This window comes from Alistipes sp. UBA6068 (genome assembly GCF_949428155.1).
In the GTDB taxonomy this organism is placed as follows: Bacteria; Bacteroidota; Bacteroidia; order Bacteroidales; family Rikenellaceae; genus Alistipes; species Alistipes muris.
In genome coordinates this window covers 70,338-91,628 of sequence record NZ_CASQFS010000003.1, presented here as the reverse complement: position 1 = coordinate 91,628, position 21,291 = coordinate 70,338, and the positions used below count along the sequence as shown (strand labels likewise).

The window sequence follows — 21,291 nt, the reverse complement described above, 5'->3', positions numbered from 1 at the left end:
CTGAACATGAAAAAAGTACAATATATTCTGCTCTGTGCGTCGCTCCTGCTGGCGGATGCCTGCAGCCTGCTGGACACGGAATCGCAGGACTTCATCGACCCGAAGAAGTACTACAAGACCGAGGAGCAACTGCAATCGGCGCTGAACGGAGTGTATGCGACGCTGGCCCAGACGAGCCTCTACGGAGCCATGATGCTGGGCCGCATGGGGCTGTCGGCGGACATCGGCTACGAAGCCTACACCGTGGACGAAGGGACGGTCGGCTACTACGACGTGAACCCTGCCGACAGCAAAATCCGCAACTACTGGCGCGACCTCTATGATGGAATCGGCCGGGCGAACCTGCTGCTGGAGAACATCGGAAACCCCGAAATGGACGAAGCCGACCGCGACAACATCCGCGGGCAGGCGCTCTTTCTGCGCGCCTACTATCATTTCCTGCTGACGACCCGTTTCGGCGACGTGCCGCTGGTGCTGCACACGCCTGCTTCGGGCAAACTTTCCGACGTGCGGATTCCGCAGACCCCGCAGCGCGAAGTCTATCTGAAGATCATCGAAGACATGGAAACCGCGGCCGGACAAGTGAAGCCCATCGGCGAAGTGGAATGCGGCGGACGCATCAGCCAGTCGGCCGTGTGGGGGATTCTTGCGCGCGTCTGTCTCTACATGGCGGGCGAACCGGTGAACGAACCGGGAATGTACGCCAAAGCCAAGGAATATGCCGCGAAAGTAATCGGCACGGGCTACCATGCGCTGAACCCGTCGTACCAACAAGTGTTCATCAACTACATCCAAGACAAGTACGACACGCGGGAAAGCATCTTCGAGGTGGAATTCTATGGCAACAACGTAGGCACCTACAGCACGACCGCGGGGCAGGTAGGCCGCAACAACGGCATCAAGTTCACGAACACCGACATGCCGGAAGTGGGCTACTCGATAGGCTCGATACGGGCCACGCCCTACTTCTTCCAGCTGTTCGAGGAGGACGACGAACGCCGCGACTGGTCGATTGCGAACTACACGCTGAGCGACAGCGGCGAAAAGGAGACGGTCTCGGCGAACAACATGTGGATACGCTTCTGCGGCAAGTTCCGCCGCGAGTACGAACTCATAACGCCGAAAAGCACGACCCACACGTCGACGAACTTCCCGCTGCTCCGCTACTCGGACGTCCTGCTGATGTATGCGGAAGCGGTGGCGGCGGATGCCGGAAGCGACGCGACCGAACTGACCGCGGCCTACGAACATCTGAACAAGGTACGCCGCCGCGGCTACGGACGCGACCTGAATGCGCCGGCCGAAGGGGTCGACCTGCCGGTGGAAGGCGCGGTGTCGCTGCTGGAAGCCGTCAAGGACGAACGCGCCCGCGAACTGGGGCACGAACTGCTGCGCAAGGACGACCTGATACGCTGGGGCGAATTCTACGACCGGATGCAGTCGATCCGCTCGACGGTGCCGCAAACCTACACGTCGAACTACTATGTGGCGGCCCGGCTGTACTATGGCAACGTACAGCGCCGCGACGTGCTGTGGCCGATTCCGACCTACGAACTGAGCGTGAACCCCTATCTGGTCCAGAACAACGGCTGGTAATCTTAAAAAACTGCGAATCATGAAATACTATCATTTAGCGACGCGTCTGCTGCTGGCGGCAGCCCTGCTGGGGCTGGCGGGCTGCAACGAAGAAGAGAAAGTCGGAACGCCCGACTTTGCGGCGTCGGCCTCCGGCACGGTGTTCAAGGTGGGCGAACCGGTGGAATTCGCGCTGGCGGGAAATCCCGACTTCATCGTATTCTACTCGGGCGAACCGGGCAATGCCTACGACTACCGCGACCGCGACCGTATCGAAAAGGCCGAGACCACCCTCTCCTTTCTGACCCAGACCAAGGCGGGAATCAAGGGAAATGCCAATCCTCGGAACGCTCCGGTCTTCTATTCGACCGACTTCGACGGAACCTACACCGAAGAAAGCGTCGACAAAGCCACGTGGACGGACCTTTCCGACCGATTCGTGCTGCCGACGGATACGGAGCAGTCGGTGCCTGCGGGCACGCTCTACATAGACGAACTGTTTCCGGAAGACGGCTCGCCGATTTATCTGCTGTACGACTATCATGTGGCAAAATACACGGACAGCAAGAAGAACGGCCGCACGCAGGTGGACATCATGAACTTCAACATCAACGGAATCACCCCTGCGGGAACGACGACCATCTACAACCTCAAGAACGCCGGATTCCAGTTCGTGTTCGATGCCGGCTACCGCGATAACAACAAGTCGCAGGAACCCGACGTCAATACGAGCCGCATCATGCTCCGCACGGACTACAAGCCGACCGCCGACATGCGCATACGGGCCGTATCGGGCCCGCTGTACCGCCCGGACGACGTGAATTCCGGCCCCGACGGCGGAGTGGGCATCAAGGCGGTGGCCGACCCGACGATGAAGTCGTTCCACCACACCTACGACAAGCCGGGCGAATACACGGTGACGTTCGTAGCCTCGAATTCCAATGTCTACGGACGCAAGGACGCGGTGCGCGAACTGCGGATCACGGTGGTGAACGACACCGGAACCATCGAACCTCCGGTCCACGACGAATGGAGCAACTGACGAAAAAAAGCGGATTATGAAAAAGATACTTATACCGATATGGCTTCTTGGTCTGGCCGCAGGCTGCCAGGAAGCTCCCGTAGAAGCGTCGTTCGCGGCATCGGAAACGGCCGTGCGCTTTGTGGGCGCCGGTCCGGCCGCGACCCGCACGGTCGTGGAGGCGGACGACACGGAAATATCCGTCGTATGGGGTTCCGACGATGTCATCGGCATTTTCGGCCGGGGCGCCACGGCGGGAAACAACTACCCCTATGCCGCAGCTCCCGAACGGAACGAACCGTCGCAATGCACTTTTGCGTCGACCGACTTGGACAAGATTTTCAAGTGGAACCGGGGCGAACAGGCGTTCTATGCCTATTATCCCTACGCGGAAGATGCAGACGCAGAGCCCAACGCGCAGCCTGTCGTCCTGCCGACCCAACAGATGCAGAACGGCCCGGGCTCGACGGAACATCTGGCCGGGCTGGGCGTGATGAAGGCCGCGCCCGTGACGCGGGTATTCAGCGAAGAGGACCCGGCACCGGTCGGATTCACGTTCCGCAACCTGTTTGCGATGGTGGAAATCCGGCTGAAGATGGCGCCCGGAACGGCTGTCGACGTACCCGTGCGGCGAATCCGGCTGCTGTCGGAAGCGGCTCCGCTGACGATCGGGGCGGGCACGGTGGACCTGACGGCACCCGTCGCGGACGACCCGCTCGACATTACCGACGGAAAGAAAGAAGCCGTGCTTGTATTCGGAGAACAGCCCGTATTGAACAAGACCGACTATCAGAGCTTTTGGCTGATGCTTGCGCCGGGCCGACACCCCGAGGGAACGCTGGCGCTGGAAGTGACGGCCATTGACAATTCGACCTGCACGACGACGCTTCCGGCCGTTGCGTTCAAGGCCAACTGCAACTATCGGCAGGATGCTGCTCTGTCGCTGGACGAATTCGTGCCGGCCGAAGCGTTCAACGCGACGGCAGCCGTGACGGAATGCCGGGTCGGCGAACCTGTGGTGTTCGCGCTGAGCGGAGAAGCCGAGACCGTCGACTTCTATTCGGGCGAAAAGTTCCACCAATGGGAATATGCCGATAAGGACCGTCTGGAGTATTCGGACGTCTTCTTCTCGTTCCGGGCGCAGATGCAGGGCGGAGCGCAGCTCCATCCCCTGACGGTGAAAGTCTCGACCGATTTCGACGGGACGTTCGAGGAACCGAACATCCTGGCGGCTGCGTGGACGGACGTCACCACCCGCTTCACGCTGCCGACGAAACCTTGGACGGCCAACAACGGTCCCAACACGCTGGAACGCTATCTGGAAGAAGGCCGCATGATACCTTCGGGCGAAGTGAATCTGAGCGCGTACTATGACGAAAAATCGCCGTATCTTTATGTCGCGTTCTTCTATCATGTCGACAAATACGATGCGACGCTGAAGAACAGCCGTCCGGGCATCTGGTTCACGGACATCATGGCCGTGCGGACGGAGGGCGACACCCGGATTCCCATTTTATCGCAGACGAAGGAAACGGTCCATATTGTCAACGGCGACAAATATGCGGAGGGAGAAGCCGGCTCGGACTGGCAGGGAACCCCCTACGAATATAACGGCACGACGATTTCTCCGCTGCGCATGTGGTGCGTGAACAATCCTCCGGGCGACCGCGACGCCTATGCCGTGATGAACAAGCTGGAACGCAAGGTCTCGAACTTCGGACCGGACAAACCCGAATCCGTAAAGGGGGGGGGAACGGAGATGCCCCGCGACTTCAGCTACGCGTTTACGGAACCGGGAACCTACGAAACCGTACTGGTGGGCCGGAGCAAGACGCTCACCGACGAAACGGAAACGGTCTGCCGCTTTACGGTGACGGTAAAACCCTGAGAAGCTGAAAACACAAAAAAACGAAAACCATGAAACCGACGATAAAACAACTATGGGGAGCGCTGCTCCTGATGCCGCTGCTTTGGGCCTGCCACGAAGAGACGCCGGGCGATGCGTCCGACCTCGCGGCCGAGACGATCGTTGTGAGCGGAGCGGAGGGCTACCGCAAACAGACCTTCGCAGAAGGCGCGCGGATCATCACCGACCGGGCCTACAAGGTGACGAACGTCCCGGACTACTTCAACGGCTTCGAGATGCTGACGAGCAAGGGCAAAGCCAACAACGGCGGCACGATCACCACCCGCATGGACGGACTGGTCTACATCGTGGCGCCGGCCTCGGCCAAACCCCAGGACTGGGCGGTGGTGCCCAACACGATCTATCAGGACCGGGACATGATGTATGCGACGGCCGACCAGGAAGTGAAACTTTCGGTCTACATGAAACGCGCATACGCGGGCAAGCCTGTCGAAATACCGCAGGTGACGACCTTTGCGAGCGCGGTGCCCATAGCCCGCAAGATTGTCTACGACGTACCCGAAGAACCGCTGGCGACGAGCTCGGTCCAGGGAACGGTGCGCTGCAACGGAACGCCTGTGAAAGACGTGGTCGTTTCGGACGGCGAACTGACGACGACGACCGACGAAAACGGCAAATACGTACTGCACTCGTGGAAGCGGACGGGCTATGTGTTCATTTCGGTGCCGAGTGGCTACGAAGTGCCGGCGGACGGACTGATTCCGCGCAACTTCGTGCGGCTGGACGGTGCGGACGAAGAAGTGGCCGACTTTGAGCTGACCGAGGCGGAAAACGATGAATTCACCCTGTTCGTGATGAACGACATCCACCTGAGCAACACGAAGGAGACCGACGACGTACAGCGTTTCCGCAAAGAATTCGCACCCGACTATGCGGCCATGCTGGCGCAGACCCCGGGCAAGGTCTATGCGACCGTGCTGGGCGACATGACGACCGACACGCGCTGGTACCGCAACAACTTCGCCCTGCCCGAATATCTGGGCGAAATGGAGCGGGTAGCCGGGGCGGTTCCGATCTGGCATGTGATGGGCAACCACGACAACGACATCCGCTGCTCCGGACCCTCGGAGGTGTGGGACGCGCTGGCGGTGGAGACCTACCGCCGGGTGATCGGCCCGAACTACTACTCGTTCAACCTGGGACAATGGCACTTCGTGGTGCTGGACGACATTGTCTACACGGGAGCCAACGCCTACAACACCTATGTGGAAGACGTGCAGCTGGGATGGCTGGAAAAGGACCTTTCGCATGTGGACGCGGCGACCCCGGTGGTGGTGATGACCCATGCGCCGCTGTACCGTTACAGCGGCATGGCCGACGGCGTGCTGCTGGCCAACAAGAATTTCTCGAATCCCGACCAGGTGGACTGGCTGCTGGAAAAGTTCGCCAAGTTCGAGCAGGTGCACATCATGTCGGGCCACACCCACACGAACTACTACTGCAAGATTTCGGACCGGATCACCGAACACAACAACATCTCGGTGTCGGGCTCCTCGTGGCAGATTCTGGGCCCCGAAAAACCGCAGCTGAGCAAGGACGGCACTCCGGTGGGCTACACGATTTATCGGTTCAACGGCAAGCAGATGACGCGCCACTATAAGGCTACCGGCCGGGATACGGACGAATGCCAGTTCATCGTCTACGACCTCAATACGGTGCCTGCGGCCTACGGAGGCAATGCCGGGAGCAACCAGCTGCTGGTGAACGTATACAACTGGGACCCGGCGTGGACGGTCAAGGTCCGCGAAAACGGAACCGAAATCCCGGTGGTTCAGAGCTGGCGCTCCGACCCGCTCTATTCGCTGGCGGCCGAGGGCGTGACGGGGCTGAGCAGCGCCTTTTTGCCGGGAACGGGCGTGCCGCACATGTTCGTGGCGACGGCCTCGGCACCCGACAGCAGTGTGGAAGCGGAGGTGACCGACGGCGCGGGCAACAAATGGACGCAGACGGTAGTCCGCCCGAAAGCCTTTACGTGGGACATGCAATAACGGCGCGGAGCCGATTCCGGGCGGGCGTTCCGATACGGAAGCTCGCCCGGGAACCGGCCCCTTGAAACTCTTGTGAACCGATGAAACATATCGTATTCTTGAAAAAACTGCCGGCGCTCTGTCTGCTGCTGGCGCTCCGGACGGCGACGGCCCAGGAATTCAATGTTGTGGGCACGGTGCGCTGCGACGGGAAACCGGTGGCGGGAGCTGTTGTTTCGGACGGCGAACGAACGGCCGTGACGGATGCCGCAGGCACCTACGGACTTCGCTCCTCCAAACGGTGCGGCTATGTGTTCCTGTCGGTCCCCTCGGGCTACGAGGTGGAAGCCGACGGAGTAATACCGCGCCATTTCGTGCCGCTGGCGGGCGAAGCGGTAGACCGCGCCGACTTCGAGCTGGTGAGGGCGGAGAACGACCGCTACACGCTGTTCGTACTGAACGACATCCACCTGACGAACACGGTGGCGCAGCAGGACATCCGCCAATTCCGGGAGAAATTCGTGCCGGACTTCCGCGAAACCCTGCGCACGACTCCTGGCAAACAATATGCGCTGACCCTGGGCGACATGACGACCGATTCGCGCTGGTACCGAAACAGATTCGGCCTGCCGGAGTATCTGAAAGAGATGGAACGCATCCCGTCCATTGCGATTTACCACGGCATGGGCAACCACGACAACGACCCCAAGGGAAACCATAGGCCCGAAGCGTGGGATTCGACGGCGGTGAAAACCTACCGCCGGGTGATCGGCCCGAACTACTACTCGTTCAACCTGGGAAAGGTCCACTATGTGATGCTCGACAACATCGTCTATCTGGGCCCCCGCAAGCTGGAAAACGGGAAAACCCGCTGGGACTTCAGGGTCTGCATCGACGAAACGCAGCTCGGCTGGCTGGAACAGGACCTGAGCCATGTGAAGAAATCGACGCCCCTTGTCGTCTGCATGCACGCCCCGCTGTTCGGATGCAAGGCGCTGAAAAACGGCCGGGCACAGCTGAAACAAAAGTTTACGGAAGAGGGGGCGGCCGACGAATTGCTGGCCAAGCTGGCGGGCTTCAGAAAAGTCTGCCTGCTGACGGGCCACACCCATGTGAACCGCCACTATGTCCACTCGAAACACCTCAGAGAACACAACAACGTGGCGGTGGCGGCATCGTCGTGGAAACTCTACGGCGAGGGGCGCCGCCACATGGCCAAGGACGGCACGCCCGGCGGCTATGCCATCTACCGGGTGGACGGGAAGAAAATATCGTGGAGCTACAAGGCGCTGGGACAGCCTGTCGACAGCTGCCAGTTCCGGGTCTACGACATGAACGCCGTGCCGGAACAATACGGCGGCAAACCGGGGAGCAACGAAGTGTGGATCAACGTATTCAACTACGACCCGGCGTGGAAGATAACGGTGCGCGAAAACGGCCGCAAACTTCCGGTGGAACGGATTGCCGGCTACGACCCGCTCTACCGCTGCATATCGCAGGGCGAAGTCCCCGAAACCGGAAACGCCTTTTCTCCGGCCCGGACCGAACACCTGTTCCGGGTGGTTGCGGCCGAAGCCGGCACACCGCTGGAAATCGTTGTGCGCGACGGATTCTCGCACAGCTGGCGGCAGACGGTCGTGCGGCCCAAACCTTTCAGCTGGGACATGCGATGAAGACGATGAAAAAACTGCTGTTGGCGGGGGCTATCTGTCTGCTGACCGCCGCAACGGCCCTGGCGCAGCCGATACTGCGGCTGCCGTCGGCAATCGGCGACCACATGGTCCTGCAAGCTGATACGACGGTCCGGCTGCATGGCTGGGCCGATCCGAACACGACGGTAACGGTGGCCCCGTCGTGGGGCGGGGAGGTGACGGCCAAGGCTGGCTTCGACACGGCCTGGGCCGTGGAACTTCGCACCCCTGCGGCCTCGGCGGAACCGCACTCGATTACGTTCAGAACCAAGAAAGCCGAGAAAACCATCGACGACGTACTGATAGGCCAGGTGTGGCTGTGCAGCGGCCAGTCGAACATGAACTGGAGCGCGGAACATGGAATCGTCGACATGCAGGAGGAACTGACGCGGCCGATGAATCCGCAGATACGTCTGTTCACGGTGACGAAAAACAGCTCGGTCTACCCGCAGGACGACTGCGAGGGGTGCTGGCAGGTCTGCGATGCGGAAAGCGCCCGCTGGTTCAGTGCGGTGGGCTACTTCTTCGGCAAACGGCTGGCGTCCGAGCTGGGGCAGCCCGTGGGACTTGTCAACGCCTCGTGGGGCGGAACTCCGGTGGAAATATGGACGCCTGCGGAGGCGATGGCCGGGAATGCGGAGATGGTCGCGGCGTGGGAACAATATCCCCGAAGCAGACAAGGCTGGCGAATCGGTTCGGCCTACAATGCGATGATCGCCCCGCTGCTCAAAACGGCTTTTGCCGGAGTAATCTGGTACCAAGGCGAAGCCAACAAACGGAACGCCGAACTCTACGGCGCGGAATTCCGGATGATGATCGAGAGCTGGCGCAGGGCATTCGGAGGGCAGCTGCCCTTCTATTTCGTGCAGATAGCGCCCTATGCCCGCACGGAGGGAGGCATTGCCGGAGCCTTGGTACGCGAACAGCAGGCACGTGTGGCGGCTGCGGTTCCGGGAACGGGCATGGCGGTTGTCGCCGATTTGGTCGACGACGTGACGAACATCCATCCCCGCTACAAAAAGGGCGTCGGCGACCGGCTGGCCAACTGGGCTTTGGGCGAGGTGTACGGGCGGACGGTGAGCAAGTACAAACATGCTTCGTTCCGGTCGGCCGAATTCAAGCGCTCGGCGGTCATCGTGACGTTCGACAATGCCGAGGGCGGACTCGTATGCCGCGGGAAGCGTATCGCCGGGCTGGAAGTGTGCGACGCTTCAATGGAATTCGTTCCGGCGGAGGGCAGAATCGACGGCGACAAGCTGGTGGTCCGGAGCAAACGGGTTGCACGTCCGACAGCCGTGCGCTATTGCTTCAGCGACGGAGCAACAGGCAATCTGTTCGATGCCGCGGGACTCCCTGTGGCCCCTTTCCGAAGCGACGCGGATTGAGAATCATTGACGGAGTACGGAGCCGGGCGGGGAGAACCTGCCCGGCTTTTTGCTGGCCGGGGGCGAAATACCGAGAAATGGGGATTGCGGGAACGGGACAAAAGGAGTAACTTTGGGACGAGAAAATGCTGCATGAAAAACTCCTCGATATGCGACTGTCCGAACTGAAAACCGGAGAATCGGCGACGATTCTGAAAGTACTGGGCCACGGAGGGTTCCGCCGCCGGATCATGGAAATGGGATTCGTCCGCGGCCAACGGGTGGAGGTGATCCTGAACGCGCCGCTCAAGGACCCGATTCAATACCGGATCATGGGCTACGACGTATCGCTGCGGCGCAGCGAAGCGGAAATGATACAGGTATTTTCGGACAGCGAAGCGCACGAACTGCTCAAGGCGCCGGAGCGGCACGCTTCGGTCGAAGCGGTTCCGGGCGACGACGCGATAGACGAACTGGTCCGCACGCGCAGCCACACGATTTGCGTGGCGCTGGTGGGCAATCCGAACAGCGGCAAGACATCGCTGTTCAACGCGATTTCGGGCGGTCACGAACATGTGGGCAATTACAGCGGGGTGACGGTGGGCGCCAAGAGCGGCGTGCGCTGCTACCGCGGCTACCGGTTTCAGATAACCGACCTGCCGGGGACCTATGCCCTCTCGGCCTATACGCCCGAAGAACTGTTCGTCCGGGCCCACATCGCCGAGGAGACACCCGACGTAATCATCAACTCGGTGGTGGCGTCGAACCTGGAACGCAACCTCTATCTGACGACCGAACTGATAGACATAAATCCGCGCATGGTAGTGGCGCTCAACATGTTCGACGAACTTACCTCAAGCGGCGCGCAGCTCGACTACGAAAGTCTGGGCCGGATGCTGGGCGTGCCGATGGTTCCGGTGGAAGCGCGCAACGGCAAGGGCATCGAAGCCCTGCTGGACACGGTCATAGCCGTCTACGAAAACCAGGACGAACGGGTGCGGCACATCCATATCGGTCAAGGCAGCGTCATCGAAGAGGGGCTTCGGCGACTGAACGGCGACATGAACGAGCACCACGGCCAACTGCCCAAGACCTTCCCGCCCCGCTACTTTGCGATGAAGATGCTGGAAGGCGACCGCCAGGTGAACGAACAGCTGCGCCGCTGCGAACGCTACCCGGTGTGGGCCGAAACGGCGGCCCGCGAAGCGGAGCGGATAACCAAGGCGCTGGGCGAAGACGTCGAAACGGCGTTCGCCAATCAGAAATACGGCTTCATATCGGGCGCGCTGAAAGAGACCTACACCCCCGGCCGCCGGGAGGAAGCGACGACCACGGCGCTGATAGATTCGTTCGTGACGCACAAGCTGTGGGGCTTCCCGATTTTCTTCTTTCTGATGTGGCTGATGTTCTGGTGCACGTTCTATTTGGGCGCCTATCCGCAAGGGTGGATCGACACGCTGGTGGGCTGGGTCGGCCGGGGCGTGGATGCGCTGCTGCCTCCCGGGGCGCTGCGCGACCTGCTTGCGGACGGGGTCATAGGCGGCGTGGGGGCGGTCATCGTATTTCTGCCCAATATCATGGTGCTCTATCTGTTCATCTCGTTCATGGAGGATTCAGGCTATCTGGCCCGTGCGGCGTTCATCATGGACCGGGTGATGCACCGCATCGGCCTGCACGGCAAGTCGTTCATCCCGCTGGTCATGGGATTCGGCTGCAACGTTCCGGCCGTCATGGCATGCCGGACCATCGAGAGCCGGAGCAGCCGCCTGATAACCATCCTGATAACTCCGTTCATGTCGTGCAGCGCGCGGCTGCCTATATACATACTGATTGCCGGAACGTTCTTCACGGCACACGCCGGATGGGTCATGACGGGGCTCTATGTGCTGGGGGTGGCGGTAGCCGTCGTGACGGCGCGTCTGCTGCGGCGCTTCCTCTTTCGGGCGGACGAGACGCCGTTCGTCATGGAGCTGCCCCCCTATCGCTTGCCGACGTGGAAAACCACGCTGACGCACATGTGGGACAAGTGCGCGCAATACCTGCGCAAGATGGGCGGGATGATTCTGATAGCGTCGGTCATCGTATGGTTTCTGAGCTATTATCCCCGCACGGAGGAGAGCGCCGGAGGAACCGCGCACTACGAAAATTCTTACCTGGGCCGTATCGGCAAGGGCTGCGAACCCGTTTTCGAGCCGATAGGCATGAACTGGAAAGCGGGCGTGGCGCTGTTATCGGGCGTGGCGGCCAAAGAAATCGTAGTCAGCACCTTAGGAGTGCTCTATTCGGAAAACGGCGACCCGGCCGACGAAGCGGCTACCCTGCCGCGGCGGCTGAGGACGAGCGGCGATTTCCCGACCGCCACGGCGCTGGCGTTTCTGGTGTTCATTTTGCTGTACTTCCCGTGCATCGCCACCGTGACGGCCATCGGCGCCGAGGCGGGATGGCACTGGGCGCTGGCCGCGGTGGTCTATGACACGCTGCTGGCATGGCTCGCGGCATGGGGCGTCTATCACCTGGCGCTGTGGCTCTGAACATGGACTGGCAGGATTATACGGTCGGAATCATCTTGGGCGGGATTGTCGCCCTGCTGCTGTGGCGGTTCGTGTGCTTCGTCTCCGGACGGCGCCGGGGCGGCTGTGCCGGATGCGGTGCGACCCGCTGCCCGCTGAAAAACCGCAAGAAATAGCTTACTGAAAGGCCGGCGGATTTAGAAAATCCGTCGGCCTTTCGATTTATCCGTGGTACTCGCTGGGGGCGAGCCCGAACTGCTTCTTGAAACTCTTGGAGAAGTGCGACAAGGTGGAGAATCCCGTCATGTCGGCGATTTCGGAAATCGTATAGCGCCCTTCGAGAATCAACTCCGCAGCCCGGTTGAGCTTGTAGGTCTTGAAGAAGACGTTGGGGCTTTCTCCGGTGAGCCCCTTGAGCTTGTAGAAGAATTTGGTCCGCGAAATCCGCAGGGCCTCGGTGGCCCAGGCGATGTCGAACTCGGGATTCGACAGCTCGGTCTCCATGAGCCGGTAGAGCTCGGTCATGAAAGCCTTGTCCTGCGGTGCGAGCAGGTCCTCCTCGATCTTGGTCGTCTGCGTCGACTGCCCGAGCAACCGCCGCACGCTCTCGCTCTTGCGGAGCTGCGACTTGACGAGCGCCAGCAGATAGCTCGGCTCGAAAGGCTTGGTCACATAAGCGTCGGCGCCCGTATTGAGCCCCTCGACCTGGTCTTCGACCTGCGTTTTGGCGGTGAGCAGCACCACCGGAATGTGGCAGAGCTGGGCATCGTCCTTGATTCGGCGGCAAAACGCATAACCGTCCATACCGGGAAGAACGACGTCGCTGAGCACCAAATCGGGCGCTTCGTCGTCGACCTTGCGGAGCGCTTCTTCCGCGTCGAAACACGACAACACCCTATAATAAGGCGACAACAGCGTGCAAAGGTAATTGACAACGTCGGCATCGTCGTCGAGCACCAACACGCTTTTCAGCTCCTGCCCGTCGGTGCGTTCGGGTGCGGAAACCGCCTCGGAAGCCTCTACGGCCAAGGGGGGGGGAATTTCGGCGGGCGATTCGGAGCTGCGCTCCTGCTCGGGATAGGCTTCGTCGTCCAGCGGCAGGATGAACGTGAAGAGCGCACCGCTCAGCTCCTCGGGGCTCGAAGCCTTGATTCGTCCGTGGTGGAGCTCCACCAAGCTGCGCGTATAGTAAAGCCCGATGCCCGTCCCGTAATTGTAACTGCCCTCCGTGCGGTTGTTGATGCGGTAATAGCGCTCGAAAATCTTTTCCCGCTGGTCCTCGGGGATGTCGGCGCCCGTATTGGCGACCGAAACCTTGACATAGCGCATCCACCGGACCGCCGCGTCGCCGGGGAAAAGGCGGGCGGCTTCATCGTGGCCTATCATGTCGAACCGCACGACGATGCGGCCGTTGCCGGGAGTGAACTTGAGGGCGTTGGACATGAGGTTGCCGAAAATCTTGTCCTGCTTGTCCTCGTCGAGCCACATGACGCACGTCTCTTCCAAGCCGCAGGTCTGCAACGAAATGCCCTTGGTGGCGGCGTTGACGCGGAAGATGTCGATCCGCCGCTGCAAGACCCGGATGATGTCGGTGCGGCGCACCCTGAGCCGGAGCGTATCGTTTTCGAGCTTGCTGAAATCCAGCTGCTGGTTGACCAGCTCGAGCATCCGGTCGGTACTGCGCTGAACGATAAGCAACAGCCGCCGGTTCTGCTCCGAAAGACCGGGCTCCTCGCAAAGCTGCGCCACGGGGCCGGAAATCATGGTCAGCGGCGTGCGGAACTCGTGCGAGACGTTGGAGAAGAAACTCCGAATCATGGCGTTCATCCGCCGCTCCTGCTCCTTCTCGCGCTCGGCGACCCGCACAGCCGCCTTTCCGGCCCGGATGCGGAGCCACGAACCGACGAGCACCCACACCAATCCGCCTGCGACGATGAAATAACAACCGTAGGCCCACCATGTGCGCCAAGGCGCAGGCCGGATGATGACGGGGATGGCGTTTTCGGTCTCGGCGACGCTCTGGTCGTTGCTGGTAATCTTGACGCGCAGGAGGTAGCGGCCCGCCGGAAGATTGGCGTAGTTGACCTCATGGTTGTTGCGGGCCTCGATCCAATAATCGTCGAACCCTTCGAGCTTGTAATGATAATGCACGCGGCCATACTCGCAGTATTCGAGCGCGGCGAACGAAACGCTGAACCCGTTCTGGTTGTGGCAGAGCCGGATTTCGGGGTTATAGGCCAGGTGGCGCTCGATGGGCCCGCCGCTGCGGGGCGCGACGAGCCTGTTGTGGATGCGCAGGTTCTCGAAGACGAGCGGAATCCGCCGTTTGGTCGGCACGGCCGAGGGGTCGAAGAGCGTAAGGCCGTGCGTACCGCCGAAGACGAGCGTGCCGTCGGGCAGGCGGCAGGAAGAACGCTCGTAGAACTGATTGCCGCCCAGCCCGTCGGACGCGTAGTAATTGGTGAAGCGCTCGGTGGCAGGGTCGTATTTGCTCAGTCCGTACAAGGTGCTGACCCACAGATTGCCCTCGGCGTCCTCCTCGATGGCCGCGATTTCGAGACAGGTGGTGCCGGGCACGGGCACGAGCCGCTTTTCGGAGGAAACGTAGCGGAGCAATCCGTTGCTGATGGTGCCGATCCAGATGTCGCCGCGGCGGTCCTTGAAAATCCGGGTGGGGATGAAAACCGAGCGACGGATGCACTGCCGGAGGTCGTCGCCGGGAATCTCCAGCTCCCGTATCTCGCCGTTCGCAACGATTTTCAGCGGCTGGTTAAACGCCGCCACCAACAAAGAGCCGTCCTCCAAAGGCAACAAATCGGGAATGAACGAAAACGAACCGTCGAACACCTGCATCGGCTCGAAACGGCTTTTGCCCGGAGCCAGCGCATGGAGGAAATGGGTGGCCGTACCGACCCAGACCGTGCCCTTGGCATCCTGCGTGACGGACATGGGCAGGAAGACGGAATGCCGGGCCTCGACCCGCAAGGCCCCGCTGCGGTAACGGCATTTGAGCACCTGATGATTGGAAGCCGTCATCCACACGGCATTGTCGCGGTCGACGAAAAGCCGGTTGATATAGATTTTTTGCTGCTTCTCGGAGGGGAACAGCTCGTCCATACCGACGGCGTCGAGCCGCTGCCGCCGCAAATCGTAGACATAGAGCCCGTCCATGAGGGTGACGATCCACAGATTGGCCTCCCTGTCGGCCGCAACCGAAATGACGGACTTGTTGGCCAGCTCGGAACGCAGGTAATTGTTGCTGTTGAAACTGGTTTTATAATGGTAACAAACCGTATAGCCCTGGTCCTCGGACCCGATCCAGAGGTTACGCTGCGAATCGGTGAACATGCTCCGGATTTTGAACGGCGGAACCTCGAACGGAAACCCGGTCTGCTGCTGGTGGATGAAAGTACCGTGGACGAAATCGTAGCAGAACATGCCGTGCCGCGCGGTGTTGAAAAGCAGGCAGTCATCGTTGTAGGGATGGATGTAGGTCACATCCGCCTTGGCGAAAAGGGGGTGACGGCGGATGACGTCGGGCACCTCGTCGAAGCGTCCGGTCCAGGTGTCGAAAGTCCGGCACCGGGAATACCCCGAAAGATACAGATAGCGGCCGTTGTGGAGGTAGGAATAGTACGGAAAGTCTTTCAGCGGAACGGTGTCGGTAATGCGCCGCGCCACGAGGTCGTAACACCGCAGCTCCCTTGAATTGACGATCCACAGCCGGTTACTGGAATCGACGTGGCAGCGCACATGGAACGTATTGTCGGGGTCGAGACCGGAAAGCAGCGGGTCGAACCGCCCGGCCCCCTCGTCGTACTCGTAGAGCGTTTCGCAGGTTATGGCGAAGATACGCCCCGTGCGGTCCTCGAAGAGCTGCAAAATATTGCGGTTGTCCGAACGGAGCGGGATGCGCCGGAAATCGTCCTGGTCGGTGTAGATGCAGGGACCGTTGACGGTGGCGACCCACAGCCGCCCGTGCGAATCCCGCATGAGGTCCTGAATCTGGTTGTCGCAAAGGCTCAGCGAATCGTCCGTGCAGAAATATTGCTGGTACTCGTGGGCGTTGTACTTGTTGAGCCCGCGGAACGTACCTATCCATATATGCCCCTGGGCATCCTCGGCGATGGCTTTTATCTGCTGGTTGGAAATGGTGCCCGAGACCAGCGGACTCTCTATTTCGCTCCGGCGTTCGTCGACCGGGCCGGAGGTGCGGCACGCGGCGCTCAGCAAGGCCAGCGAACCGAAGAAAAGGGAAGCGGTGAACTTCATAGGCTCCGAGATAGCAGTTTTTCTAAACTAAAGTTACGCATAATAATCCAATAAGAAGCCCCATTCCGGAAGATTTGGACGATTCGACAAATTTTTGAACGCAGGGAAATCACGGCTGAATAAACGGACAACTCTTTTGAATAGGAGGAAAAGCCGGGCCGAAAGAAACAATCTAAACTTGTAAACCTGAAAAAACTACAAGTTATGAAACCTGTGATTCGACTGATTTTCGTATGGGCAGCCGCTCTGTCTTCCGCCTGCGGCGGAGCTGTCGGTACGAAGTGCGCCGGAACGGATGCGTCCGGCGAAATCGCCGCTTCGGCCCGAACGGCCGTGACCCGCACTGAAGCGGGCGATGTGGCCGGATATGCGCAAGGAGACCTCTTTATATTCAAGGGCATCCCCTACGCCAAGGCCGAACGCTTCATGCCGCCCCAGGCACCCGACAAATGGGAGGGTGTGCGCAGCAGCCGTGCCTACGGCCCGACCTGCCCGCAGGGGGTGCGCGGCGGCTGGCAGAGCGACGAACACGCCTTTGCGTTCGACTGGGACGACGGCTATCCCGGCGAAGACTGCCTGAGGGCGAATATCTGGACCCCGGGACTGAATGACGGCCGGAAACGTCCCGTGATGGTATGGCTCCACGGCGGCGGCTATGCGGCAGGCAGTGGCCAGGAACTTCCCTCGTATGACGGGGCCAATCTGGCGCGCAAAGGCGACGTGGTGGTCGTGACGCTGAACCACCGTCTGAACGTGCTGGGCTTTTTGGACCTCTCGGGCTTCGGCGAAAAATATGCGGCTTCGGGCAATGCCGGACTGCTGGACTTGGTGGCCGCACTCAAGTGGGTCAATCGCAACATCGCCGCATTCGGCGGCGACCCCGCCAACGTGACCATCTTCGGCCAGTCGGGCGGCGGCGGCAAGGTCTCGACCCTGCTTGCGACGCCTGCGGCAGCGGGACTTTTCCACAAAGCCGTCGTACAGAGCGGCTCGATGCTCCGCACCATGGAACAGAAGTACTCGCAGCGAATCGGTGCCGCGGCAGTGCGCGAACTCGGCCTGCGCCCCTCGGAAATCGACAAGCTGAAGACAATTCCCTATGAACAGTTGCTGGCCGCCGGCGAAAAAGCGGTGGCCCGCGTGAAAGCCGAAGCCGAGAAGGAAGGCATCTCGACCTTTATTTTCGGCTGGGCGCCCACCGTGGACGGCGAAGTGCTTCCGGTCCAGCCGTTCGACCCGCAGGCCCCTGCCCAGAGCAAGGATATTCCGCTGATGATAGGCACCACCCTGCACGAATTCACGATGAGCACCTATGTGCCTTTCTTCCGGACGATCAGCGAAGAACAGGCCGTAGAGTTCCTGCGCAAGAAATACGGCGACCGGACGGACGAATTCATGGCGGCTTTCCGCAAAGCCTATCCGGACTACCAGCCCAAGGACCTGGCGGACGTGGACTTCGTGTTCCGCCCGGGTGCCGTCGAGCAGGCCCGCATCAAGACGGCCCAGCAAGGCGCACCTGTATATATGTATCTGTTCGGGTGGGAATCGCCCGTCATGGACGGCATGCTCCGCAGCACCCACTGCATGGAGATCCCCTTTGTCTTCGACAACACCCTACGCCACGCTTCGATGACGGGCGGCGGCCGCGAAGCGCAGGCTCTGGCCGACCGCATGAGCCGGGCCTGGATCAACTTCGCCCGCACGGGCAACCCCAATGCCGACGGCCTGCCCGCCTGGGAACCCTACACGCCGGACAACGGCGCCACGATGTATTTCGACAACGACTGCCGGATACTGCACAACCACGACAAAGAACTGCTCGAAGTGGTCCGCGCTTTCCCGACGCGCGGCTTCTGAGAGGAGGCAACCTGTTTCAATAAACCTAAAAACTCTAAACATGAAGAACAATTCTACAAGGAAATTGCTCCTTGCGACGCTTCTCCTGTTTGCGCCCGCGACGCTGCTGCTGGCGCAGACCAAGGTCAAGGTCTGGGGGCAGGTAACCGATGCCAACGGTCCGATGGCCGGAGCGAGCGTCATTGAAAACGGTACGACCAACGGAGCCACGACCGATGCCGAAGGCCGCTATGCGCTGTCGGTGGGCGAAGGCGCTACCCTCGTATTCTCGTTCATAGGCTATGTAAGCCAGGAAATGGCCGCCACGCCCGGCGAGCACAACGTTATGCTTGCCGAAGAGAGCACGAAACTGGACGACGTGGTGGTGGTAGGCTACGGCGTGCAGAAAAAGAGCTCGGTGACGGGCGCCATTTCGCAGGTGAAACCCGAAGACATGCAGAACCGCTCGATTACCAACGCACAGGCCGCCCTGCAAGGCAAGACGGCCGGCGTACAGATCATTCAGGGCTCCTCGGCCCCGGGTGCATCGCCGACGGTGCGTGTGCGCGGTTTCTCGTCGAACGTTTCGTCCAACCCGCTCTATGTGGTCGACGGCGTGCGTCTGAGCGACATCAGCGGCATCGACCCCAACGACATCGCGTCGATGGAAGTGCTCAAGGACGCCGCATCGGCCGCCATCTACGGCGCCGAAGCCGGGAACGGCGTCGTGCTGGTCACCACCAAAAAGGGTGCGGCAGGCAAGGGCAAGCTGACCTACGACTTCCAGTACTCGTGGCAGACGCTGGCCAACGTTCCGAAAGTACTCAACGCCGAGCAGTATATCGACTACATGACCGAGGGCAGCATCCTCTCGCGCGACTTCCTGCTGAGCAACTGGGACGGTGCGACCAACACCTCGTGGACCGACGTTGCGTTTGAAACGAGCACGATGCAGAAACACAACGTCGCCTTCACCAACGGCAACGAACAGGGCAACTACTACCTTTCGCTCTCCTACCTCGACAACGACGGTATCGTCAAGGGCGACGCCGACACCTACAAGCGTCTGACCGCCACGGTCAACGGCGAATACCAAATCAAACCGTGGCTGAAGGTGGGCTCCACCAACCAGCTGGAGAAATACGACATGCGGACCGTGGCCGAAGGCAACGAATACGGCAGTCTGCTGGCTTCGGTGCTGCTGATGGACCCGCTCACTCCCGATGTCTATGCGCCCAACAACCTGCCCATGAACATGCTTACGGCCTTGAACAACGGTCAGCCGCTGCTCAAGGACGGCAAAGGCAACTACTACTCGGTTTCGCCGTTCTTCACGGGCGAATTCGGCCAGCCGCTGATCATGCGCGACAACAACGTGGCCAAGAGCGGCGGTTTCAACGTTACGGGTTCGCTGTACGGCGATTTCAAACCCGTGAAAGGTCTGGTCATCACCTCGCGTCTCGGCTACCGTCTCTCGGGCACCCGCACCTCCACCGTGTCGCTGCCGAGCTACAACAACTCCGAGCGCATCAATCCCTACCTGGGCTATTCGGCAGGCTCCTCGACCTCGATTTACTACCAGTGGGAGAACTTCGCCAACTATGCCCGGACGTTCGGCCGTCACAGCATCAACGCCATGATCGGTATGTCGTTCCAGAAGTCGTCGTACAACTATGTCAACGGCAGTCTCACAGGCAATGAAGAAGATGCGCTGAAGAAGAACGACCCGATATTCTGGTATCTGAACTACGCTGCCGCCTCCGCAACGAAGGCTGTGAGCGGCGAGGAGACCGAATCGGCCAAACTCTCCTACTTCGGCCGCGTAGGCTACGAATTCGCAGGCCGCTACATGATTCAGGCTTCGCTGCGTGCTGACGCCGCCGACCTGGCACAACTTCCCTCCACGAACCGCTGGGGCTACTTCCCCGCTGTATCGGCAGGCTGGGTAATCTCCCAGGAATCGTTCTTCGAGCCGGCCCGCAAATACGTCTCCAACCTGAAGCTCCGTGCAAGCTGGGGCCAGAACGGCAGTCTTGCCGCTCTGAGCGGATACCTGTACAGCACGGACATGGCTTTGGACCGCATCTATCCCTTCTTCCCGGGAAACAACTACATCCAAGGTACGGCCCCCAGCTCCATGGGCAACCCCGAACTCCGCTGGGAGACTTCCGAGCAGATAGACATCGGTCTTGACGCGCGGCTGTTCAACGACCGGCTGACCCTGAGCGTCGACTGGTACGACAAGAAGACCAAGGACCTGCTGGTAAGCGGCACGACGCCGTCGCTGATTGTCGGCGGAACCGTTTCGCCCATCAACGCCGGTAACGTCAGCAACCGCGGCTGGGAAGTCGAGCTGGGCTGGAGAGACCGTGTGGGCGACTTCTCCTACTCGGTGCGCGGCAACATCGCCACGCTGAAGAACAAGGTGACCTACCTCGACCCGTCGCTGGTACGTCTGCCCGGCGAGTACTTCCACAATACGGCGATCACCTATTTCGAGAAGGGCTATCCCATCTATTATTTCCGTGGCTACAAATTTGCCGGCGTCGACCCCGCCACGGGCGACCCCACGTTCGAGGACCTCGACGGGAGCGGTGACTTGAGCGACGGCGACCTGACCTACATAGGCAACGCCATCCCCGACTTCACGTACGGCATCACGCTGACGGCAGCGTGGAAAGGTCTCGACCTGACCGTCTTCGGCACCGGTTCGCACGGCAACGACATCTTCAACTGCATCAACAAGTTCGACCGTCAGGCCTCCAACAAACTCAAGGAAGTCTTCTACGACAACCGCTGGACGCCGCAGAACACCTCGGGTACGGTACCCCGCGCCAATGCCAACAACATGGACAAGTACCAGTTCTCCGACGCCATGGTTTACGACGGCTCGTTCTTCAAAATCAAGCAGATTCAGATAGGCTACTCGTTCCCGAAGCAGTGGCTGCGCAAAATCTACGTAAGCAATCTGCGCATATACTGCTCGCTGGACGACTATTTCACCTTCAGCAAATACCCGGGCTTCGACCCCGAAGCCGCGACGAACGCTACGGCGGGCATGGGTATCGACAAGGGCTCCTACCCCGGCTCGAAGAAGGTCGTATTCGGTCTCAACATCGAATTTTAAC

11 protein-coding genes are annotated in these 21,291 nt (G+C 60.5%); 10 read left to right on the top strand and 1 reads right to left on the bottom strand.

Annotated features, from left to right (window positions below; genetic code table 11):
* The first annotated feature begins 6 nt into the window (after nt 1-6).
* The 8 genes from QVG21_RS02820 to QVG21_RS02785 all read left to right on the top strand — a co-directional run bounded on the left by QVG21_RS02820 (nt 7) and on the right by QVG21_RS02785 (nt 12,231).
* Entirely contained in the window at nt 7-1,596 is a 1,590-nt protein-coding gene (locus QVG21_RS02820; RefSeq protein WP_287922043.1) for a RagB/SusD family nutrient uptake outer membrane protein, read from the top strand.
* A 19-nt stretch (nt 1,597-1,615) separates the two neighbouring features.
* Entirely contained in the window at nt 1,616-2,617 is a 1,002-nt protein-coding gene (locus QVG21_RS02815; RefSeq protein WP_287922041.1) for a DUF5017 domain-containing protein, read from the top strand.
* 16 nt (nt 2,618-2,633) lie between these two features.
* Entirely contained in the window at nt 2,634-4,484 is a 1,851-nt protein-coding gene (locus QVG21_RS02810; protein WP_287922038.1) for a DUF5017 domain-containing protein, read from the top strand.
* Between the two features lie 29 nt (nt 4,485-4,513).
* Nucleotides 4,514-6,511, top strand: coding sequence for a metallophosphoesterase N-terminal domain-containing protein (locus tag QVG21_RS02805; RefSeq protein ID WP_287922035.1), 1,998 nt, complete (start codon nt 4,514-4,516; stop codon nt 6,509-6,511).
* Nucleotides 6,512-6,591: 80 nt separating this feature from the next.
* A complete protein-coding gene (locus QVG21_RS02800) occupies nt 6,592-8,163 on the top strand; it encodes a calcineurin-like phosphoesterase C-terminal domain-containing protein (protein ID WP_251213740.1) in 1,572 nt (523 codons plus the stop codon).
* A gap of 5 nt (nt 8,164-8,168) precedes the next feature.
* The gene (locus tag QVG21_RS02795) at nt 8,169-9,566 is read left to right on the top strand and encodes a sialate O-acetylesterase (protein ID WP_287922032.1); all 1,398 of its coding nucleotides are present in this window, start codon (nt 8,169-8,171) and stop codon (nt 9,564-9,566) included.
* Nucleotides 9,567-9,715: 149 nt separating this feature from the next.
* On the top strand, nt 9,716-12,076 hold the full coding sequence (gene feoB, locus QVG21_RS02790) for a ferrous iron transport protein B (protein WP_287922030.1): 2,361 nt from the start codon (nt 9,716-9,718) through the stop codon (nt 12,074-12,076).
* Nucleotides 12,067-12,231, top strand: a complete 165-nt coding sequence (locus QVG21_RS02785) for a hypothetical protein (protein WP_251213743.1) — start codon at nt 12,067-12,069, stop codon at nt 12,229-12,231. Before feoB ends, QVG21_RS02785 begins: the two co-directional genes overlap by 10 nt.
* Nucleotides 12,232-12,277: 46 nt before the next feature.
* On the opposite strand, the gene QVG21_RS02780 is transcribed toward QVG21_RS02785, so the two are convergent.
* Nucleotides 12,278-16,327 carry a hybrid sensor histidine kinase/response regulator transcription factor gene (locus QVG21_RS02780; RefSeq protein ID WP_287922025.1) on the bottom strand — a complete coding sequence of 1,350 codons (4,050 nt, stop codon included), beginning with the start codon at nt 16,325-16,327 and terminating at the stop codon, nt 12,278-12,280.
* Between the two features lie 204 nt (nt 16,328-16,531).
* Here QVG21_RS02780 and QVG21_RS02775 point away from each other — a divergent pair, with 204 nt between their 5' ends.
* The gene (locus QVG21_RS02775) at nt 16,532-18,184 is read left to right on the top strand and encodes a carboxylesterase/lipase family protein (protein ID WP_287922023.1); all 1,653 of its coding nucleotides are present in this window, start codon (nt 16,532-16,534) and stop codon (nt 18,182-18,184) included.
* A gap of 40 nt (nt 18,185-18,224) precedes the next feature.
* Nucleotides 18,225-21,290, top strand: a complete 3,066-nt coding sequence (locus QVG21_RS02770; RefSeq protein ID WP_287922020.1) for a SusC/RagA family TonB-linked outer membrane protein — start codon at nt 18,225-18,227, stop codon at nt 21,288-21,290.
* Nucleotide 21,291: the final 1 nt, after the last annotated feature.

What these genes read in the sequence shown, in the direction of transcription:
- QVG21_RS02810 (WP_287922038.1), top strand. Translation starts at nt 2,634, where the DNA reads ATGAAAAAGATACTTATACCGATATGGCTTCTTGGTCTGGCCGCAGGC.
- QVG21_RS02780 (WP_287922025.1), bottom strand. Translation starts at nt 16,327, where the DNA reads ATGAAGTTCACCGCTTCCCTTTTCTTCGGTTCGCTGGCCTTGCTGAGC.
- QVG21_RS02795 (WP_287922032.1), top strand. Translation starts at nt 8,169, where the DNA reads ATGAAAAAACTGCTGTTGGCGGGGGCTATCTGTCTGCTGACCGCCGCA.
- QVG21_RS02800 (WP_251213740.1), top strand. Translation starts at nt 6,592, where the DNA reads ATGAAACATATCGTATTCTTGAAAAAACTGCCGGCGCTCTGTCTGCTG.
- QVG21_RS02770 (WP_287922020.1), top strand. Translation starts at nt 18,225, where the DNA reads ATGAAGAACAATTCTACAAGGAAATTGCTCCTTGCGACGCTTCTCCTG.
- QVG21_RS02805 (WP_287922035.1), top strand. Translation starts at nt 4,514, where the DNA reads ATGAAACCGACGATAAAACAACTATGGGGAGCGCTGCTCCTGATGCCG.
- feoB (WP_287922030.1), top strand. Translation starts at nt 9,716, where the DNA reads ATGCGACTGTCCGAACTGAAAACCGGAGAATCGGCGACGATTCTGAAA.
- QVG21_RS02815 (WP_287922041.1), top strand. Translation starts at nt 1,616, where the DNA reads ATGAAATACTATCATTTAGCGACGCGTCTGCTGCTGGCGGCAGCCCTG.
- QVG21_RS02820 (WP_287922043.1), top strand. Translation starts at nt 7, where the DNA reads ATGAAAAAAGTACAATATATTCTGCTCTGTGCGTCGCTCCTGCTGGCG.
- QVG21_RS02775 (WP_287922023.1), top strand. Translation starts at nt 16,532, where the DNA reads ATGAAACCTGTGATTCGACTGATTTTCGTATGGGCAGCCGCTCTGTCT.